The following is a 17764-nucleotide window of genomic DNA, read 5'->3' as shown; positions in this document are numbered from 1 at the left end:
TATCGCACAGCGCGTACCGCATCTCCTATACGCAGGGGGTCGGGCGCGCCCGGCCCGGTCATGCCGAAGACCGTGAGGTGAGGGTGTCAGTGACCGTGTTCGCGTCGGGCTGCCGCGCATGACGTCGGGGCTGACCGCGGGACGCCACCAGCGGGGCGAGGGCAACGAGGACGCTCTGGTTCGCCAGCTGTACGAGGAGCACGCGGCACCGCTGCTGAGGTTCGTCCTCCAGTTGGTCGCGGGCGACCGGCAGCGCGCGGAAGACATCGTGCAGGAGACCCTCCTGCGCGGCTGGCGCAACGCGCACCGGCTCGGTGCGCAGGGCCAGGTCTCCCTGCGCCCGTGGCTGGTCACCGTGGCCCGCCGCATCGCGATCGACGAGCACCGCAGCCAGAGCGCACGCCCCGCCGAGGCGTACGGCGTGGACCTGGAGAACGTCTCCGAGCCGGATGAGAGCGACCACGTACTGCGCCGCATGACTGTGACCGACGCGCTGCGCACACTCAGCCAGCCACACCAGGAGATGCTGCTGGAGACGTACTTCAAGGGACGCACGGTGGCGGAGGCGGCGGAGGCACTCGGCCTGCCGCTCGGCACCGCGAAGTCCCGCGTCTACTACGCCCTGCGCGCCCTGCGCAGCGCCCTCGAAAAACGCGGCGTGACCGGCTAGTCAGTGCGGTGACCACTAACGTTCACCGGGTGACCGCGGCCTTCGGCCGCTGGTCACACGGCCCGGCGAAGCCGGCAAAGGTTGGTGGCCACCGCATAGTGACCGGACGGCCCGCGCCGCTGGTGGCTTCCAAAGATTCGAGCTGCCGGGACGCCCGCGGTGGTCCAGACCGTTGCGTCCTGCCGCTCCGGCCGCGTGCGCGGCCCGCGGCGCGTGCAGTCGATGCGCGCGCGAAGCTACCGAGCTGCCCCGTCCATGCGCCCAACCCGGGGCCTGGAGGAGGAGCCACTCCTTGATCGACATCGACGCCGGCCGGCTCTGAATAGATCGTGGTACTCAGGTGCCCCTGGAGGGGCAGTTGCGTACCACGATCTGCGCGTCGGCTTGGGTGGTGAACCGCGGAGGTTGAGGCCGCGGGGCAACGGTCCGGACCCAATGCCCTGCACCCCGAACGCCGGGGACGATTAGCCCAAGGCGCAGACCGACCCCCGACGCCGATCAAGGAGGACGCACGGACCTCGACCCGAGTTCACGGCTTGAGATCGGGACCGTCCCAGCAGATCGTGGTACGGATCCGCCCGCCTGAGGGCAACTGCGTACCACGATCTCGTCGGCCGCTCGGTGCTGTCCTTGATCGATCGCGACCTGGCGCGCCCAGGCCGGTCAACAGCAGGCATCGCGGCAGCTCGGAATCTTCTCTTAGGCTGGATCTTTGGGTCAGGGCCCGCTCTCCAGCGGGCCCTGACGGCGGCGGGTCAGAAGGTGATCAGAGGGCTGCCGAGGAAGTCGGCGATGAAGTTGATGAAGAAGAAGCCGAAGAACAGGACGTTGAGCCCCAGGATCACGTAGTGGTACGGGCGGGGGCGAGCCGGCCGGGGGAGCTTGCTGTTCAGGTACATCAGCATGAACGGGAAGATCAGCGCGCCCAGGTTGGACATGTTGGCCGACCACTGCACCAGGTTGACCGGCAGCGCCAGGTGCAGGATCACCGCGATGACCACCATCAGCAGGAACATGAACGGGTAGTAGAACCGCCGCGGATCACCCTCGATCAGGCGGCGCAGGGTGGGGCTGGTGGCGTGCGCGGCGTCGGTGGTGACCCGCACCATCGCCTCGAAGATGCCGAGCTGGGTGCTGAAGAGGATGAGCACGCCGAGCACGAGCGCGAGGTAGAAGAGGGTCGTGCCGTACTGGTCGTCGAGGGCGCTCGCCACGAACGTCGGCACGTTTGCCGTCGTGGGTCGCTCCCCTGTGGACTCCACCGCGTGGGCCATCAGGATCGTCGGCAGCAGCATGCCGAGCATCGCCCCGACGAAGAAGACGCCCCACATGTCGGTGAGCAGCAGCCGGTACCAGCGGCGCCAGCGCGCGGTGTTGGCCGCGTCGTCGGGGAAGGTCATGCCGCTCGGCTCGAGCTTGCTCCCCTCGCCGCGGAGCCCGGCGATGAACCCGGTGCGGAAGCCCATGCCGTAGCCCTTGTCGCGGTAGTGGCCCATCACGTACCAGTTGAGGCCGGACGCGAGCGCGGTGAAGCCGGCGAGCGCGCCGAGCTGCGTGGCGGTGATCCCCTCGGGTGGCGCGGCGGGCGTGACGAAGCCCTTGATGCCGTCCCACCACAGCTCCCACGGCACGACGAAGAGGTCGATGAGCAGCAGTCCGACGAGGACGGAGACGACCATCACCCAGTTGGCCAGCTCGAGCGCACGGCTGATCCGGCGGGCCGAGGCCGTGATCACGAAGACGAGTACGAGCAGCGCGATCGCCCAGATCCGCGGCTCCTCGGCGCCGGACGGGGGCACCTCGCCGTGCACCAGCGCGTACAGGCCCTGGCCGGCGCTGGCCGCCCAGCCACCGGCGATGAACGCGAAGATGACGACCCCGACCGAGATCGGCACCCACAGGAACCACCCCGGCGGCACGCGGCCCCAGCCGACGACGGGCACTTCGCCGGTGGCCAGTACGTAGCGTGAGCTCTCGACGTTGTAGAAGGTCTGTAGCAGCGCCGACACCAGGATCACCCAGCCGACGCCGACGAAGCCGTACTGCCCGACGGCCTGCGGGCCCAGCAGCCACTCGCCGCTGCCGATGGAGATGCCCAGCGCGATGAGGCTGGGGCCGATGGCGTACTTGATCAGCTCGCGCGGTCCGAGACGCCGGACGCCGAAGACCTCCTCCGGCTCCGGCAGGTCGGTAACGGTCAGTGGTGGGCGGCTGACCCCGAGTTGGTAGGTGCGTACATCGTCTGTCACCTCAGCCATGAGGCGCCTCCTTGAGTAGACCCCCCTTTCCAATCAAGGATGATCTATCAAGTGATTTATGTCACGCCCTAACAGGGTCCAAGTGGGGCCAAGTCGATCGATTCGGCTGTGTCGGCGACGTGCAGGCCGGGCTTCGGGCCCCCGGCGAACGTGTACAGCGTGGTGCCCATCGCGATCACGCCCAGGCCGTGCCGGGGCGTGGGCATCGGCGGTAGCGAGGCCCAGGTGCCGGTCTTGACGTCGAAGGCCTCCGCCTCCTCGAACGTCGCGTCCGCCTCGCCGCCGACCGCCACCACCTGCCCCGAGCAGGTCGCCGCCGCGGCCAGCCCACCCCGGCGGGTGGGCAGGTCGGGCAGGACCGTCCACTGGTTGGTGGTCGGGTCGAAGGACTCGAACGCGGTGAAGTTGCCCTGCCCACCCGCGCGCCCACCGACCGTGTAGACCTTGCCGGCGAACCCGGCGCCGCCCAGGTGCTCGCGGGGCGTGGGCGGGCCCGGCGCGCTGGTCCAGATGTTTGCGGCCGGGTCGTACACGAGCATCTGCCGGGCCAGCCCACCGGCGTTGAGGCCACCGGCCACGTACACCTTGCCGCTCTGCGCCACGGCCGTGCCCGCCGCCCGCTCCTGCGGCAGCGGGGCGATCGCCCGCCACGCGCCGCCCTCCAGCTTGAACGCGTCCCGCCCCGGGTCGCCGTTGGCCAGGAAGCCGCCGAAGACGTACACCTGGTTGTCGATGGTCGCCGCCATCGCGTGGTTGACCGCGACCGGCAGGTCCGGCCCGGACTCCCACCGGCCGGTCGCGGTGTCGAAGACCTCCACGGTCGCGACCGTGCCGCCGTCCGCCCGGTAGCCACCCACCACGTACACCCGGGAGCCGGTGGTCGCGGCCGCGACCTCGGTGCGGGCCGAGGGGGCGGCGGCCAGGCGCTGCCAGCTCAGGGCCGTGGTCACGCTCGGCGCCGGGGATCCAGGGGCAGATTCCGTGGTACGAGGCTCGTCCGTGGAGCCCGTGCACGCCGCGGTCGCGAGGAGGGTGGTGAGGAGCAGACTGGGGTGCCGCAGTCGCATCGACCAAGGGTGTGCGATCGTGCACCTCATGCGCAAGTACGTCGTGATGGGCGTGCAGGGCAGCGGCAAAGGCACCCAGGCCACGCTGCTCTGCCGGGAGTTCGACCTGGTGCACATCAGCGTCGGTGACATCTTCCGCTGGCACGTGCAGCACCACACCAAGCTCGGTGCCCAGGTCCGTCGCACGATGGCGGCCGGCGAGCTGGTCGGCGACGACCAGGTCGAGGCGGTGGTCAGGGAGCGCCTGCAGCAGCACGACTGGAACTACGGCTTCGTCATCGACGGCTTTCCGCGCAACGGACGGCAGGCGGAGTTCTTCCTGGAGAGCTACGACATCGACGGCGTCATCCACCTCGATCTGCCCGACGAGGAGGTGCACCGCCGCGTGCTCAACCGGCGGCTCTGCTCCCGCTGCGGCATGGACTACAACCTCATCGCCGATCGCCCCGAGGTGGAAGGCAAGTGCGACGTCTGCGGTGGCGAGCTCGTCACCCGGGCCGACGACACGCCCGAGGCGCTGGCCGCGCGGCTGCGCGAGTACCACGGCAAGACCAAGCCCGTGCTCGACATCTTCCGCCGCAAGGAGTACGTGGTGTCGGTCGACGCCCGCCCCGACCCGGACACGGTGCAGCGCGACATCCGGCAGAAGCTCGGCCTCTGATGCGGGCCGCACGGCTGCACGGGGTCAGGGACGTCCGCGTCGCCGACGAGCCCGCGCCGGCTCCCGGGCCGGACGAGAGCCTCGTCAAGGTGACGGCGGTCGGGCTCTGCGGCTCCGACCTGCACTGGTACAGCGAGGCCGGCATCGGCGACGCCCGACTCGACAAGCCGCTGGCGGTCGGGCACGAGATGGCCGGCGTGATCGAGGGTGGGCCGCGGCACGGCGAGCGGGTGGCGATCGATCCGGCCATCCCGTGCGAGCGGTGCGACCTGTGCCTGCGCGGCCATCCCAACCTCTGCCGGTCGATCCGCTTCGCCGGCCACGGTGCGCTCGACGGCGGCCTGCGCGAGTACATGGCCTGGCCCACCGATCGCCTGCACCCGCTCCCGGACGCGCTCTCCGACGCCGACGGCGCGATGCTGGAGCCGCTCGGCGTCGCCTTGCACTCACTTGACCTCGCCCACCTGCGGCTCGGCATGAGCGTGGGTGTCTTCGGCTGCGGCCCGATCGGCCTGCTGCTCGTGCAGCTCGCCCGGCTCATGGGTGCCCGCGCCGTCTACGCCGCCGAGCCGCTGCCGCACCGACAGCGGGCGGCCGAGGCGTACGGAGCGTCGATTGTGGACAACCCGGCCGGGCTCGACGTCGACGTCGCGTTCGAGGTGGCCGGCACCGATCCGGCCGTCGAGGCGGCGATGGTGGCCGCCGGCCCGGGCGCCCGCGTGGTACTGGTGGGCATCCCGGACGGCGACAGCACGACGTTTCCCGCCTCGGTGGCGCGCCGCAAGGGACTCACCATCGCGATGGTGCGGCGGATGAAGGACACGTACCCGCGGGCGATCGACCTCGTGCGCCGCGGCCATGTCGATGTATCCACTGTGGTCAGTGACCGTTACCCGCTGGCCGCCGCGGCGGACGCCTTCGAGGCCGCGGTCGCCCGCCGCGGCCTCAAGGTCGTGGTGGAGCCGGCTACTCCGGTGGCACCTGCCGCAGATCCGGCTGCGGGCGAGGCGATCCCCGCGTGAGCATCTCGCCGGCGTCGCCCTTGGTCAGGTTGTCCAGCAGCGCGCCGGCGGCCGGCCAGAACGCCGGATCGCCCGGCTCGAACCAGGTGGCCGCCACCCCGCCCGGCGGGTCGTACGGGTAGTCGACCGCGGCCCGCCGCAGAAACTCCTCGCGCCCGGCGAGGATGTCGGCGTAGTACGGCATGCTCCCCCGCACCGACCCGCGCAGCTCGTCCAGGTTGTCTACTGTGGAGCGGAGCCGCAGCCACCGGTGCCGGTCCCACTGGGCCTCGTGCCCGAAGCGGCGGGTCAGCCGGGCGCCGGCCAGCGCGCCGCGCAGCGCCATCGAGGCGATGATCTCGCGCGGCATGTACAGGTTGGTGCCGCCCTCGTCGGTACGCTGCCGCACCCAGGCCACCCGGCCGCGGTACCCGGGCATCGCGGTCTGCATCGAGTCACGCCACGACCGCGCGGTGTCCAAGATAGACCCGAGAAACCGCGCGCCGCCCCCACCGAGGTCGGTCGCCGGCGCCACGGCCTGCTCCCAGTCCTGCGGCAGCCACACGTCCTGATGCGGAAACTGGTACGGGTGCTGGCCGAGGTTGAGCCCGAACGTGGGCCAGCGCGGCAGCGGCGAGTCGAAGAGGTGCACCGGGAAGTTGGAGGTGATGCCGCCGTCGGAGAACCACAGCTCCTGCGCGCGCCGCTTGCCGTCCTCCGGCCACATGAGACGGTTTCGCGCGTGGTCGCGGATGCCCCGGCCGAACTCGTCGCCGATCTCGGTGGCCGGCGCCAGCCGGTACAGGCGGATGGCTTTGAAGAGCCCGGGCAGCGCGAGGCTCAGCCGCACCGCGAAGATGACCGGGAGGTTCCACGGGTCGGGCAGCCGGTGCAGCGTGACGGGTTCGGCGTCGTGCTCGGTCTGCGGCACCGTCCGCGGGTTCGGGTCGCGCATCGCCTCGATGACGTCCGGCGGGAAGACCGCGTCGTCGCCGTCCGCGAGATCCTCCATCCGGAAGTAGAGGGCGTCCGCGTCCGGGTCGCCCGGGTCGGCGGCGGTGAGCGGAAAGCGGTACGGGCGCTGGCGGGACAGGTCGGTGGTGATCAGCTCGAGGTTGACCAGCCGCCGCTGCGGATCCTGGGCCAGCTCGAGGACGTCCGGCGTCGCCTCGGCCAGGGGCTTGAACGACCGCCCCTGCCACAGGTGCCCGAAGCGCAGCACCTCGCCCTCGTCGAGCGCGGCGACCTCGTTGAGGCAGTCGCTCAGCCACGGGATCACCGACCGGGGAACGGTGGGCCGTGCCGCACCGGCGAGAAACTCCGACGGGCGCCGCGCGGTCCGCGGCGCGGAGCCGGCGAGCAGCCCGAAGCCCCGGCGACCCACGGTCGCGAAGTAGCGCCAGGCGCTGGTCGCGACGACCGCGCCCATCGCCAGGCTGAGTATCGCGCCGGCCAGCGCGCCGGCGACCCAGTCCCACCAGCGCAGCCAGGTGAAGACCGCCGTGACCGCCAGGACGGCCACGGCCGTCAGCGGGCGCCAGAACGAGAGTGACAGCAGCCGCCGCTCGGTGTGGTGCTGGCTGGAGACGCTGGTGAGCAGCGTGAGCCAGCGGGGTGGCAGAGGTTTCGACGACCGGCTCAGCACCATCGGCGCGAGCACCAGCAGCGCCCCTACGGTGTTGAAGAAGAGGTAGAGGTCGAGCGCGGCCCAGGCGTACCGCCACCAGTCGTGGCCGCCACCGGGCCGGTCGACCGCCGGCCATGAGGGCAGCCGCGCGCCGACCCACGCCGCGAGCCAGAGGCCGGCGGCGATCAGCGTGGCGATCAACAGCTTGGACCAGTTGCCGAACGCCAGCACCAGCGCCAGCGCGCCGGCCCACACCTGCTTGCGCATGAACGCGGTGACGAGCGCGTAGAGCCGCCGGTCGCGCGGGCCGGGGCGGAAGAGCTGGGCCAGCCGGTACGCGTCGCGCTCGCCGCCGAGGTCCTCCGCCGACACCTCGGCCAGCCACGCGATCGTGTCGGACATGCCGACGAAGCCCGGCCGCACATGCCCGGCCTGACGCTCCTCTTCGGACAGTGGCGCGTACCGCTCGGCCGGGAGCTGGCTGCTGCGCCCCACCTCCGCCGCTGCGGTGACCGCGGCCGCGATCGCGCCCGCCGAGGCACCACCGACGTTGCGCACCCGGAAGCGGCTGGCCACTTCGCAGACCGCGAGCGGGTAGACGACACCGGAGGTGGTGCCGCCGCGCATGGTGAGGTCGACACTGTGCCGCATGTACGACCGGCAGGTCTCGTCGTCGGCGCCGTCCACTGTGTGTGGTGGTTCCCATACTTGCGGTGGTGCGCCGGAAAGCGCGTACGTCTCGGGGTCGCCGTATCCACCGACCGTGCCAGGCGGCGGCTCGGACCAGAGCCACCGCTGGCCGCCGGCGGGGTCGGGGACGGTGAGGCCACCGGGCAGGTCACCCTCGCGCAGCAGCGTCGCGTACGGCACCCGCGCCGAGCCGATGAGCCGCTGGAGGGCCTGGCGCGCTTCGCCGGAGCTTCGGACAGCCATGCGGATAGTCTGCTGTGCATGGCAAGTGCCGCGCTGCACGCGCTCGACAGATCCGGTGTCGCGTATCGGATCATCCGGCACGGCCCGGTGCGCAGCCTGCGTGAAGCCGCCGAGGCGCGGGGCGTCGAGGTGCCCGATGTGGTGAAGACCATAGTGGTACGCCGGGGCAGCGACGACTTCCTCTTCGTGCTCGTGCCCGGTGGCCGCGTCATCTCCTGGCCCAAGCTGCGCACGCTGCTCGGCGTGAGCCGACTCTCCATGCCGGACGCGGCGACGGCCAAGGAGGCCACCGGCTACGAGCGCGGCACCATCACCCCCTTCGGCTCGACGACGAGCTGGCCGGTCATCGCCGACGAACGCGTACGGGGCCGCGAGATCACCCTGGGTGCGGGCGAGCACGGCGTGGCGGTCGCCCTCGACGCCGAGGCGGCCCTGGCCACGCTGGACACCACGTACGCCGACGTCACCGACCCCGAGACCTCCTGAGTCCCAACCCGCCTTGGTGTACGCTTGTACATGTACTTGCGTACCAGATGGAGGCGGTCATGGCGTATGTGCTGCTCGGGTTGGCCATCGGGGCCGAGGTGTTGGGGACGAGCCTGCTCAGGAGCACCGAGGGGTTTACCAGGCTGTGGCCGACCCTGGCCAGCCTGAGCGCCTACGCGGTCTCGTTCCTCGCGCTCGCCACCGCGATCCAGAAAGGCCTGCAGGTCGGGATCGGTTACGCGATCTGGTCCGGCCTCGGCACCACGCTGATCGTCATCATCGGCGCCCTCTTCCTCAGCGAGCAGATCACCGCGACCAAGGTCATCGGAATCGCGCTGGTCGTGGCGGGTGTCGTCGTCCTCAACCTGGGCGGTGCCCATTGAACTCGCCGGCCCCGGACGGGCGGAGCAAGCGCGACCCCGAAGGGCGTCGGCGAAAGATCGTCGAGGCGGCCGGGCAGCTCGTCGGCGAGGTGGGCGTGGCCGGGCTGACCCACCGGCTCGTGGCCGCGCGGGCCGGGGTCCCGTTGGGTGCGACCACGTACTACTTCACCAGCCTCGACGACCTGTCCGCCGCGGCGCTGCGACACCTGACCGAGGAGATGGTCGCCGGGCTGGACGCCTGGGAGGCGGCGCTGGAGGGCAGCGCGGACGTACCGGCGACGCTGGCCGGGCTGATGGCCGACTACCTGGCCGACCGGGGCCAGGCGCTGCTGGAGACCGAGCTGTACGTGGCCGCCGCGCGCCGGCCGGAGTTGCGCCCGCTGGCCAGGACGTGGGGTGACGGGCTGGTGCGGATCCTCGCCGCGCACGCCGAGCCGGCAGGGGCGCGGGCCGCGGCGGCCCTCCTCGACGGCGTACTGGTGCACGCGCTGGTGCGGGACGAGCCGCTCGACCTGCCCGCGCTGCGCGCGTCCCTCACGAAGCTGCTGACCTGATCTGCGCCGACGTTGGGCGTGCCGTGGTGCCAGAGGAGCCTAGGGCGCGCAGCCTTGGCAGCAGGTCCTCGGCAAACTGGGTCAGGAACCGCTCCTGGTCGTGCCCGGGACCGTGGAAGACCAGGTGGTTGAGGCCGGCGTCGACGTACGGCTTGATCTGGGCGAGCGCCTCGTCCGGGTCGGAGGCCACGATCCACCGCTTCGCGACCTGCTCGATCGGAAGCTCGTCGGCGAGGCGTTCCATCTCCAGGGCGCTGTCGACGGTGTGCTTCTGCTCGGCGGTCAGCGAGAGCGGCGCCCAGAAGCGGGTGTTTTCCAGGGCGGCCTCGTGGTCCCGGTCGTACGACAGCTTGATCTCGATCATCTTGTCGATCTGGCCCGCGTCGCGGCCGGCCGCCGCGGCACCCTCGGCCACCGCGGGCATCAGCTTCTCCGTGTACAGGTCCATGCCCTTGCCGGAGGTGCAGATGAACCCGTCGCCGGACCGGCCGGCGTACTTCGCGACCAGCGGACCACCCGCCGCGACGTATATCGGCACCGGCCGCTCGGGGCGGTCGTAGATGCTGGCGTTGACCAGCTTGTAGAACTCGCCGTCGAAGCTGACCTCGTCCTTGGTCCACAGGTCGCGGATGAGCCGCACGGCCTCCCGCAGCCGGGCGAAGCGCTCCTTGAACTCCGGCCAGGTGAGGCCGGAGACCGCGATCTCGTTGAGCGCCTCGCCGGTGCCCACACCGAGCAGCACCCGATGGTCGGAGAGCAGCGCCATCGTCGCGAACGCCTGGGCGATCACCGCCGGGTTGTACCGGAACGTGGGGGTCAGCACGCTCGTGCCGATCTTCACCCGCCGGGTCCGCTCACCCACCGCCGCCATCCAGGACAGCGCGAACGGCGCGTGCCCGCCCTCGTGCCGCCAGGGCAGGAAGTGGTCCGACGCGAAGACACTGTCCAAGCCGACCTCTTCCGCCCGCACGGCGTACTCGACGAGCTGCCGTGGCCCGAACTGCTCCGCCGACGCCTTGTAGCCGATCGTGAGGCCCATTGCCGTCCCTCCCTTGCCGGATCACCACCCCTGAACTTACGGCGATCTTGCCGGCGCTGCCTAGGAAGGGGGCATCATCGGCTGAGCCGCAGCGCCTCGACGGTCTGGTCGATCTGCTCGGCCGTGTGCGTGGCATTGACGAAGAAGCGCAGCCGTGCCGCCTCCTCCGCCACGGCCGGGGCCACGATCGGCTGGACGTTGACGCCGCGCTGGCGCATCCGCTCGCTCAGCCGCAGTGCCTCCGCGGACCCGCCGGCGCGTACCGGGATGACGGGTGCGGTGCCGCCGCCGGTGTCGATGCCGTGGGCCGCGGCGGCGGTCCGGAAGCGGGCGGTGTTGGCCCGGAGCCGCTCGACCCGCTCGGGCTCGGCGGCGAGGGTACGCACGGCGGCGAGCGCGGCCGCCGTCGCCGCCGGTGGCAGGCCGACGCTGAAGAGGAAGCCGGGCGTGGTGTAGCGCAGGTAGTCGACGAGCGCGGCGCCGGCGGCCACGTACCCGCCGCAGCTGGCGAGGGCCTTGGAGAGCGTGCCCATCCAGATGTCCACATCGGACGGCGAGATCGACCAGTGCTCGCCCGCGCCGCGGCCGGTGCGGCCTAGCACGCCGATGCTGTGCGCCTCGTCGACGTAGAGCAGGAAGCCGTACCGGCGGCGCAGGTCGGCGAGCGCCGGCAGGTCGGCCAGGTCACCGTCCATGCTGTACACACCCTCGACCGCCACCAGCACGCGGCGGTGCCGCCCGGCCTGTTCGGAAAGGGCCTCTTCGAGCGCGGCCAGGTCGTTGTGCGGGAACGCCCGGCGGGTCGCGCCGGAGAGCCGGATGCCCTGCACGATGCTGTCGTGCGCGTACGCGTCGTGCAGCACCAGGTCGCCGGGGGCGAGCAGGTGGCCGAGCACCGAGACGTTCGTGGCGTAGCCGCTGACCATCGCGAGCGCGTCCTCGGCGCCGAGCAGACCGGCGATCGCCCTCTCCAGCTCGCGGTGTGGTGGCCGTTCGCCGGAGGTCAGGCGGCTGGCGGAGACCGAGGTGCCGTACCGCTCGACCGCCTCCCGCGCCGCGGCGACGACACGCGGGTCGGTGGCGAGGCCGAGGTAGTCGTACCCGGAGAAGTCGACCAGCTCGACACCGTCCACTGTGGTCGTCGCGCCGAGCGCCGCGTCGTGCGCCACGAAGTACGGGTTGGGCAGTCCCAGGCGCTGTGGCAGTCCCCGGCGCTCGGCGAACGCGGCCACCTCGGGCCACGGGTCGGCCGGTGCCTCCGCACGCGCGGCCACCCACGCCTGCAGGTCGCCTATCGTCGTGGTCCGCTGCACCAGCTCGGGTGGCAGCCGTTCCAGGCCCAGCTTCTCCTCCAGGTCCAGCAGCATGAGCGAGTCGAAGCCGAGGTCGGCGACGAGGGCCTGGTCCGGCCGGAGCGCCTCGACCGGGTGGTCGCTCGCCGCCGCGATCGCCTCCAGCAGCCCGCGCGACGGACCCGGCGGGTCCGGGTCCAGCCCGGGAGTGACCGCCCAGTACCGGCGGCCACCCGCCGGCGCCGGCCCGGGGAGGGCGGCGTCCGGCGAGCCTTCGTCAAGGACGAGGTGCACATTGGTACCGCCGAAGCCGAACGAGTTGACGGCGGCGCGGCGCGGTCCGGCCCACGGCTCGGGGCGCTGGGCCAGGCGAAAGTCGGCCAGCCTGGGGATCGGCTCCGCGCATCCGGGCTGCGGCGGGATCACGCCGTGGCGCAGCACCAGCAGCGTCTTGACAAGGCCGGCGATCCCCGAGGCGGGCAGCGCGTGCCCGATGTTCGCCTTGACGCTGGAGACGTGCACACCGCCGCCGAACACCTCGCGGAGCGCGGCGAGCTCGACCCGGTCACCGGCCGGGGTGGCGGTGCCGTGGCACTCCACGAACCCCACCGTGTACGGCTCCACGCCGGCGTCGTCGTACGCCCGGCGGAGCGCGGCGACCTGGCCTTCGAGGCGCGGGGTCATCGGGCCGTCGGCGCGGCCGTCGTTGGCGCAGCCGGTGCCGCGGATCACCCCGTACACCGGGTCGCCGTCGCGAAGCGCATCGTCGAGGCGCTTGAGCAGCACGACCGCCGCGCCCTCGCCGAGCACGAAGCCGTCCGCCCGCCGGTCGAACGGCCGGCACGCGCCGGCCCGGGACAGAGCGCCGATCCGGGAGAACGCGACGAGGTTGTCCGGCACCAGGTTGAGGTAGACGCCGCCGGCGACCGCCAGGTCGACCTGGCCGGTGCGCAGGTGTCCCACCGCCTCGTGCACGGCCAGCAGTGAGGAGGCGCAGGCGGCGTCCACGACCAGGCTCGGGCCGCGCAGGTCGAATGCGGAGCTGATCGTGGCCGCGGTCAGGTTGAGCAACGCGCCGGCCATCGTGAACGCGCGCATTGGGACCACGCCGCTCACGGCGGCCCGGGCCGCTTCGGGGTCGAGTGGCTCGCCGAGGTCGCCGGCCGCCATCTGTCCGGCTCGGACCCGGCTGGTGAGCAGGTCCTTGTACTCGCTGACCGAGGCGCCGACGTACACGCCGGTGCGCTCGGGATCGCCGATCGCCCGCCCGCCGAGTGCCGTGCCGGTGAGCGTGAGCAGCAGCCGGTGCTGTGGATCGGTGACCTCCAGGCGGCGCGGCGCCAGCCCGTACCCGGCGTCTGTGAAGCTCTCCACGTCGTCGAGGTGGGCCACCACATCCGTGTACGCATAGTCGGCCGCCCGCGGGTCGTCCGGCCGGTGCAGGTGGTGGTGCCGCCACCGGCGCGGCGACACCGGACCGGTCGCGACCCGTCCTTCCCGGATCATCTCCCAGTACGCCTCCGGCCCGTCCGCACCCGGAAAACGGCAGGCCAGACCAACGATGGCGACCGGTGAACGCACTACCCCCGTAGAACCCGTCACACGGGGAGTAAACACCCACCAGGCCATATACTCCGAGGGTATATACGCGATGTATACGCTCGGGGTATGCTCCTCGGCATGAGCGTCCCGTTGACCCTCCTCGGCCTGCTGGAGCGCGAGCCCAGCCACGGCTACGACCTCAAGCGCGACTACGACACCTACTTCGGCCGCGGCCGCCCGCTTCCGTTCGGTCAGGTGTATGCCACGCTCGGGCGGCTGGCCCGGGACGGCAAAGTGGTGATCAGCGAGGTGCAGCCGGGGGTCGGGCCGGAGCGCAAGCGCTACGTGATCACCGAGGCGGGGGCGACCGAGTTCGACGCGTGGCTGGTCCAGCCGCTCGAGGCCGAGCCGCACCTCCAGTCGGTGCTCTTCAGCAAGGTCGTCCTCGCGCTGATGCTCGACCGCCCCGCCCATGAGTACCTGGACATCCAGCGTGGCGCCCACCTGGAGCGGATGCGCCAGCTGACCGAGATCCGGCGGGGCGGCAGCCTGGTCGACGGGCTGCTCGCCGACCACGGCCTCTTCCACCTGGAGGCCGACCTGCGCTGGATCGACACCACCGTGGCCCGGCTCGACGCGCTCCGCGCGGAGGTGGTGAAGTGATGAGTGACCTGATGATCGAGGCCCGTGGCGTCGTGCGCTCGTTCGGGCAGACGCCCGCGCTGCGCGGTGCCACCGTGGCGGTCGCGCCCGGCGAGATCCTGGCCATCATGGGTCCGAGCGGCTCGGGCAAGTCGACGCTCCTGCACTGCCTGGCCGGCATCCTGGTCCCCGACGAGGGCGAGATCCACTTCGCCGGCCGCCGGGTCGACACGATGGACGAGGCCAGGCGCAGCGCCCTGCGCCGCGACAGCTTCGGTTTCGTCTTCCAGTTCGGCCAGCTCGTGCCCGAGCTGACCGCCGAGGAAAACGTCGCGCTGCCGCTGCTGCTCGGCGGGGTCCGGCGTGACGCGGCGCTGCGCCAGGCCCGTCCGTGGTTCGGCCGGCTCGGGCTCGACGGGCTGGAGCGCCGCCGTTCCGGCGAGCTCTCGGGCGGCCAGGCACAGCGGGTGGCGCTGGCCCGCGGGCTGGTCACGAGCCCAAAGGTGCTCTTCGCCGACGAGCCGACCGGTTCGCTCGACTCGCTCACCGGCGAGCAGGTGATGGACCAGATGGTCGGTGCCGCGCGCGAGCACGGCACCACGGTCGTGCTGGTCACGCACGAGGCACGCGTCGCGGCGTACGCGGACCGGCACGTCATGGTCCGCGACGGCAAGGTGGCCGCGCTCGCGCCGGAGCGGGTGCACTCGTGATCCGGTTCGGGCTGCGCCTGGCCCTGGCCAGCGGCCAGGAGGCGGTCGTCCGGCTGGTCATCATCGCGGCCGCCGTGGCGCTCGGGGTGGGGCTGCTCCTGACCGCGCTCGCCGGGATCAACGCGGTCGGCGCGCAAAACCAGCGGTACGCCTGGCTCAACAGCGGGCTCGTGGGTGAGACCCCCGGGCCCGAGGCGGCCGACCCGAGCTGGTGGGTGCTGCGCGACGACTACCACCAGGCGCGGCGGATCGGCCGCCTCGACATCGCGGCCACCGGTCCGGACTCGCCGGTGCCGCCCGGCATCCCGCGGCTGCCCGGCCCGGGTGAGTTCTACGTCTCGCCGGCGCTCGGCGAGCTGCTGCGGACCAGCCCGGAGGCGGAGCTGGCCGACCGGTTTCCCGGCCACGAGATCGGCACGATCGGCGACAGCGCCCTGCCCTCGCCCGACTCGCTGCTGATCGTCGTGGGCCGTACCCCGCAGGAGCTGTCCAGGATGCCCGGCGCCGACCGGGTGGCGAGCATCATGACGACCGATCCGAGCGAGTGCGACCGCTGCGTGATCGGCATCGGCACCGAGGGGATCACGCTGGTGCTGTCGGTGGTGGCCGGCGCCCTCATCGTGCCGCTGCTGATCCTGATCGGCACGGCGACCCGGCTCGCCGCCGCCCGCCGCGAGCAGCGCTTCGCCGCGATGCGGCTGGTCGGCGCGACACCCCGGCAGATCTCGGTGATCTCCGCGGTGGAGTCGACCGTCGCGGCGGTGGCCGGCACGGTCGCCGGCATCGGCCTGTTCTTCGCGCTACGGCCGGCGCTCGCGACGATCCCGTTCACCGGTGAGCGTTTCTTCGCCGGCGACCTCTCGCTCGGCCTCCTCGACGTCCTGCTCGTGGTCCTCGGCGTTCCGCTGGGCGCGGCGGTGGCGGCGCGGCTCGCGCTGCGCCGGGTGCGGATCTCGCCGCTGGGCGTGACCCGGCGGGTCACGCCGCGCCCGCCGCGGGCCTGGCGGCTGATCCTGCTCGCGGCCGGCGTCGCCGAGCTCTGCTACTTCGTCGGCCGGCGCCCGAGCACGACCAACGGGCAGCTCATCGCGTACATGTCGGGGTTTGTAATGATCATGGTTGGGCTCGTCGTGGCCGGGCCGTGGCTGACGCTGGTCGGCTCGCGGCTGCTGGCCGGCCGGTCCCGCCACGCCGCCGCGCTGATCGCCGGGCGCCGGCTGGCAGACAGCCCGCAGGCCGGCTTTCGCGCGGTCAGCGGCCTGACGCTGGCCCTCTTCGTCACCAGCGTCGCCACCGGCGTCATGTCTACGATCGTCGCGGAGCGGGGTGCCCCGCGCACCGGGTCGGTGATGAGCAGCACGCTCAGCCAGTCCTTCGACACCAAGGGCAGCGAGGGCCCGAGCCGGTCGCGGGTGCCGGCCGGCCTGGCGTCGATATCCGGCGTCGAGGCCGTGCATCCGGTCTACGCCAGCCCGCGTGACGGCGGCGGTCCGGGCAGTCCGGACTGGTACCCCGGGATGATCTCCTGCGCCGACCTGGCCCGGTCGCCGGAGTTCGGCAGCTGCTCCCCCGGCGCGGAGGTGGCCTACGTGTGGCACGACCTCATCGGCCCGCGCCGCGCCACCGACGACCCACCGGTATGGCCGGCCGCGCCCATCGACACCGCCGGCGTCCAAGCGCTGCCACTGGTGTCGGTCGTCGTCACGACGGACGGCTCGGTGTCGGCGGTCGAGCGGTCGCGTACCGTGCTCGAGGCGGCCTTCCCCGACAGCGGCCGATACCCCGCCACGGTCGCCGACTTCGAGAGCGACTTCCGGCGCTCGCTCGTGCAGTGGCAGCAGCTTGCCAACGTGGTGATCGTCGCCAGCCTGGCGATCGCCGGGTGCAGCCTGGCGGTCAGCGTGGCCGGCGGGCTCACCGAGCGCAAGCGGCCGTTCAGCATGCTGCGCCTCGCCGGCGTACCGCTCGCCACGCTGCGCCGCGTGGTCGCGGTGGAGAGTGCGGTGCCGCTGCTCCTCGTGGCGGTGCTCGCGATCGGCATGGGCTTCGTCGCCGCGCAGCTCTTCCTCACCTCACAGCTGGACTACACGCTGCGCCCGCCCGGCCCGGCGTACTACGCGGCGGTCGTCGGTGGCCTGGTCGCCTCGCTCGCGATCATCGCCTCGACCCTGCCGCTGCTGCGCCGCATCACCGGCCCGGAGACCGCCCGGAACGAGTAGGTGCCGCTCTTCTCTTCCGTCACATGAGCGCCCATCTACAACTGCCTCGGCGGCGGCAACGGCTCGTGGATCAACGGTCCCAGGTACGGCCAGTGTGGACAGTGGCCGCAGCCGGTCAGCTGGCCGGCCGGCCAGATCTCCTCATTCCAGGTCTGGAACACCTGACCGTACGTAGGGTGGAGCGATGACGTGGGAGGCAGGCGCGCCGGGTGTGGTGCGACTGCCTTCCGGCCGGCTCGTCCGCGGGCGGGCGCTGCGCCGTCCGCTGCCGCCCGGCCCGGAGCCGACCCTCGGCCTGTACCTCCAGGGCCGCCCGCCGCCACCCGTGCCGTGGGAGAGCCGGTGGGTCCGCTGGCCCGACCTGTGGCTGCCCCGCGACCCCGACCAGGCCCGCGCCACACTCCGCGAGGCATGGGAGCGGGCGGCCGGCGAGCGGGTCGAGATCGCCTGCAGCGGCGGCCGCGGCCGCACCGGCACCGCGCTCGCCTACCTGGCCGTGCTGGACGGCGTCCCACCGGAGGCGGCGGTCGCCTGGACCCGCTCCCACTACGACAAGCACGCGGTGGAGACCCCCTGGCAGAAGCGCTTCATCCGGAAGACACCTTTGCCACGTTGACCGTGGCTCAGGCCTGCCAAGGGCGGAGGCGCTGGGCCGTGACGCGCGGAGGGCGAGGCTGCGG

At 72.3% G+C, this 17764-nt stretch carries 15 protein-coding genes; 10 read left to right on the top strand and 5 right to left on the bottom strand.

The genetic code is table 11. From position 1 onward, the window contains the following. Positions 1-118 precede the first annotated feature (118 nt). Positions 119-670 (top strand): sigma-70 family RNA polymerase sigma factor, encoded by a 552-nt coding sequence (locus tag RB614_RS12940; RefSeq protein WP_308712702.1) that lies wholly within the window; start codon positions 119-121, stop codon positions 668-670. Between the two features lie 755 nt (positions 671-1425). Here the strand turns inward: RB614_RS12940 and RB614_RS12935 are convergent. Further along, positions 1426-2928 (bottom strand): Nramp family divalent metal transporter, encoded by a 1503-nt coding sequence (locus RB614_RS12935; protein WP_308712701.1) that lies wholly within the window; start codon positions 2926-2928, stop codon positions 1426-1428. A 68-nt stretch (positions 2929-2996) separates the two neighbouring features. Next, positions 2997-3878, bottom strand: coding sequence for a Kelch repeat-containing protein (locus RB614_RS12930; protein ID WP_308712700.1), 882 nt, complete (start codon positions 3876-3878; stop codon positions 2997-2999). 145 nt (positions 3879-4023) lie between these two features. On the opposite strand from RB614_RS12930, the gene RB614_RS12925 reads away from it, so the two are divergent. Both RB614_RS12925 and RB614_RS12920 read left to right on the top strand, forming a co-directional pair. Next, a complete protein-coding gene (locus tag RB614_RS12925; RefSeq protein WP_308712699.1) occupies positions 4024-4656 on the top strand; it encodes an adenylate kinase family protein in 633 nt (210 codons plus the stop codon). Then, positions 4656-5678, top strand: a complete 1023-nt coding sequence (locus RB614_RS12920) for a zinc-dependent alcohol dehydrogenase (protein WP_308712698.1) — start codon at positions 4656-4658, stop codon at positions 5676-5678. The genes RB614_RS12925 and RB614_RS12920 overlap by 1 nt, the downstream gene beginning before the upstream one ends. Here RB614_RS12920 and RB614_RS12915 read toward each other — a convergent pair. Then, entirely contained in the window at positions 5623-8217 is a 2595-nt protein-coding gene (locus tag RB614_RS12915) for a patatin-like phospholipase family protein (protein WP_308712697.1), read from the bottom strand. The genes RB614_RS12920 and RB614_RS12915 overlap by 56 nt on opposite strands. Positions 8218-8235: 18 nt before the next feature. Between RB614_RS12915 and RB614_RS12910 the strand changes: the two genes are divergently transcribed. The 3 genes from RB614_RS12910 to RB614_RS12900 are packed head-to-tail and all read left to right on the top strand — an operon-like array spanning position 8236 to position 9640. After that, positions 8236-8703 (top strand): aminoacyl-tRNA deacylase, encoded by a 468-nt coding sequence (locus RB614_RS12910; RefSeq protein WP_308712696.1) that lies wholly within the window; start codon positions 8236-8238, stop codon positions 8701-8703. 59 nt (positions 8704-8762) lie between these two features. Then, positions 8763-9086 carry a DMT family transporter gene (locus RB614_RS12905; protein WP_308712695.1) on the top strand — a complete coding sequence of 108 codons (324 nt, stop codon included), beginning with the start codon at positions 8763-8765 and terminating at the stop codon, positions 9084-9086. Continuing rightward, a complete protein-coding gene (locus RB614_RS12900; protein ID WP_308712694.1) occupies positions 9083-9640 on the top strand; it encodes a TetR/AcrR family transcriptional regulator in 558 nt (185 codons plus the stop codon). The genes RB614_RS12905 and RB614_RS12900 overlap by 4 nt, the downstream gene beginning before the upstream one ends. Here the strand turns inward: RB614_RS12900 and fgd are convergent. Further along, complete coding sequence (fgd, locus tag RB614_RS12895) at positions 9621-10679, bottom strand: glucose-6-phosphate dehydrogenase (coenzyme-F420) (protein WP_308712693.1); 1059 nt, start codon at positions 10677-10679, stop codon at positions 9621-9623. The genes RB614_RS12900 and fgd overlap by 20 nt on opposite strands. A 74-nt stretch (positions 10680-10753) precedes the next feature. Beyond that, on the bottom strand, positions 10754-13552 hold the full coding sequence (locus RB614_RS12890) for an aminotransferase class I/II-fold pyridoxal phosphate-dependent enzyme (protein WP_308712692.1): 2799 nt from the start codon (positions 13550-13552) through the stop codon (positions 10754-10756). Positions 13553-13651: 99 nt separating this feature from the next. Here RB614_RS12890 and RB614_RS12885 point away from each other — a divergent pair, with 99 nt between their 5' ends. The 4 genes from RB614_RS12885 to RB614_RS12870 all read left to right on the top strand — a co-directional run bounded on the left by RB614_RS12885 (position 13652) and on the right by RB614_RS12870 (position 17700). Then, positions 13652-14176 carry a PadR family transcriptional regulator gene (locus RB614_RS12885; protein WP_308712691.1) on the top strand — a complete coding sequence of 175 codons (525 nt, stop codon included), beginning with the start codon at positions 13652-13654 and terminating at the stop codon, positions 14174-14176. Next, positions 14176-14865, top strand: coding sequence for an ABC transporter ATP-binding protein (locus RB614_RS12880; RefSeq protein ID WP_308712690.1), 690 nt, complete (start codon positions 14176-14178; stop codon positions 14863-14865). Before RB614_RS12885 ends, RB614_RS12880 begins: the two co-directional genes overlap by 1 nt. Then, positions 14862-17084, top strand: a complete 2223-nt coding sequence (locus RB614_RS12875; protein WP_308712689.1) for an FtsX-like permease family protein — start codon at positions 14862-14864, stop codon at positions 17082-17084. The genes RB614_RS12880 and RB614_RS12875 overlap by 4 nt, the downstream gene beginning before the upstream one ends. 184 nt (positions 17085-17268) lie before the next feature. Next, complete coding sequence (locus RB614_RS12870) at positions 17269-17700, top strand: protein-tyrosine phosphatase family protein (protein ID WP_308712688.1); 432 nt, start codon at positions 17269-17271, stop codon at positions 17698-17700. Positions 17701-17764 lie beyond the last annotated feature (64 nt).

The sequence above is a fragment of the Phytohabitans maris genome, assembly GCF_031085175.1.
In the GTDB taxonomy this organism is placed as follows: domain Bacteria; phylum Actinomycetota; class Actinomycetes; order Mycobacteriales; family Micromonosporaceae; genus Phytohabitans; species Phytohabitans maris.
This window is presented reverse-complemented; position numbering and strand designations above follow the sequence as displayed.

Coding starts and splice junctions, on each gene's coding strand:
- RB614_RS12935 (WP_308712701.1), bottom strand. CDS start 2,928: ATGGCTGAGGTGACAGACGATGTACGCACCTACCAACTCGGGGTCAGC.
- RB614_RS12915 (WP_308712697.1), bottom strand. CDS start 8,217: ATGGCTGTCCGAAGCTCCGGCGAAGCGCGCCAGGCCCTCCAGCGGCTC.
- RB614_RS12905 (WP_308712695.1), top strand. CDS start 8,763: ATGGCGTATGTGCTGCTCGGGTTGGCCATCGGGGCCGAGGTGTTGGGG.
- RB614_RS12885 (WP_308712691.1), top strand. CDS start 13,652: ATGAGCGTCCCGTTGACCCTCCTCGGCCTGCTGGAGCGCGAGCCCAGC.
- RB614_RS12870 (WP_308712688.1), top strand. CDS start 17,269: ATGACGTGGGAGGCAGGCGCGCCGGGTGTGGTGCGACTGCCTTCCGGC.
- RB614_RS12925 (WP_308712699.1), top strand. CDS start 4,024: ATGCGCAAGTACGTCGTGATGGGCGTGCAGGGCAGCGGCAAAGGCACC.
- RB614_RS12940 (WP_308712702.1), top strand. CDS start 119: ATGACGTCGGGGCTGACCGCGGGACGCCACCAGCGGGGCGAGGGCAAC.
- RB614_RS12920 (WP_308712698.1), top strand. CDS start 4,656: ATGCGGGCCGCACGGCTGCACGGGGTCAGGGACGTCCGCGTCGCCGAC.
- RB614_RS12880 (WP_308712690.1), top strand. CDS start 14,176: ATGAGTGACCTGATGATCGAGGCCCGTGGCGTCGTGCGCTCGTTCGGG.
- RB614_RS12910 (WP_308712696.1), top strand. CDS start 8,236: ATGGCAAGTGCCGCGCTGCACGCGCTCGACAGATCCGGTGTCGCGTAT.
- fgd (WP_308712693.1), bottom strand. CDS start 10,679: ATGGGCCTCACGATCGGCTACAAGGCGTCGGCGGAGCAGTTCGGGCCA.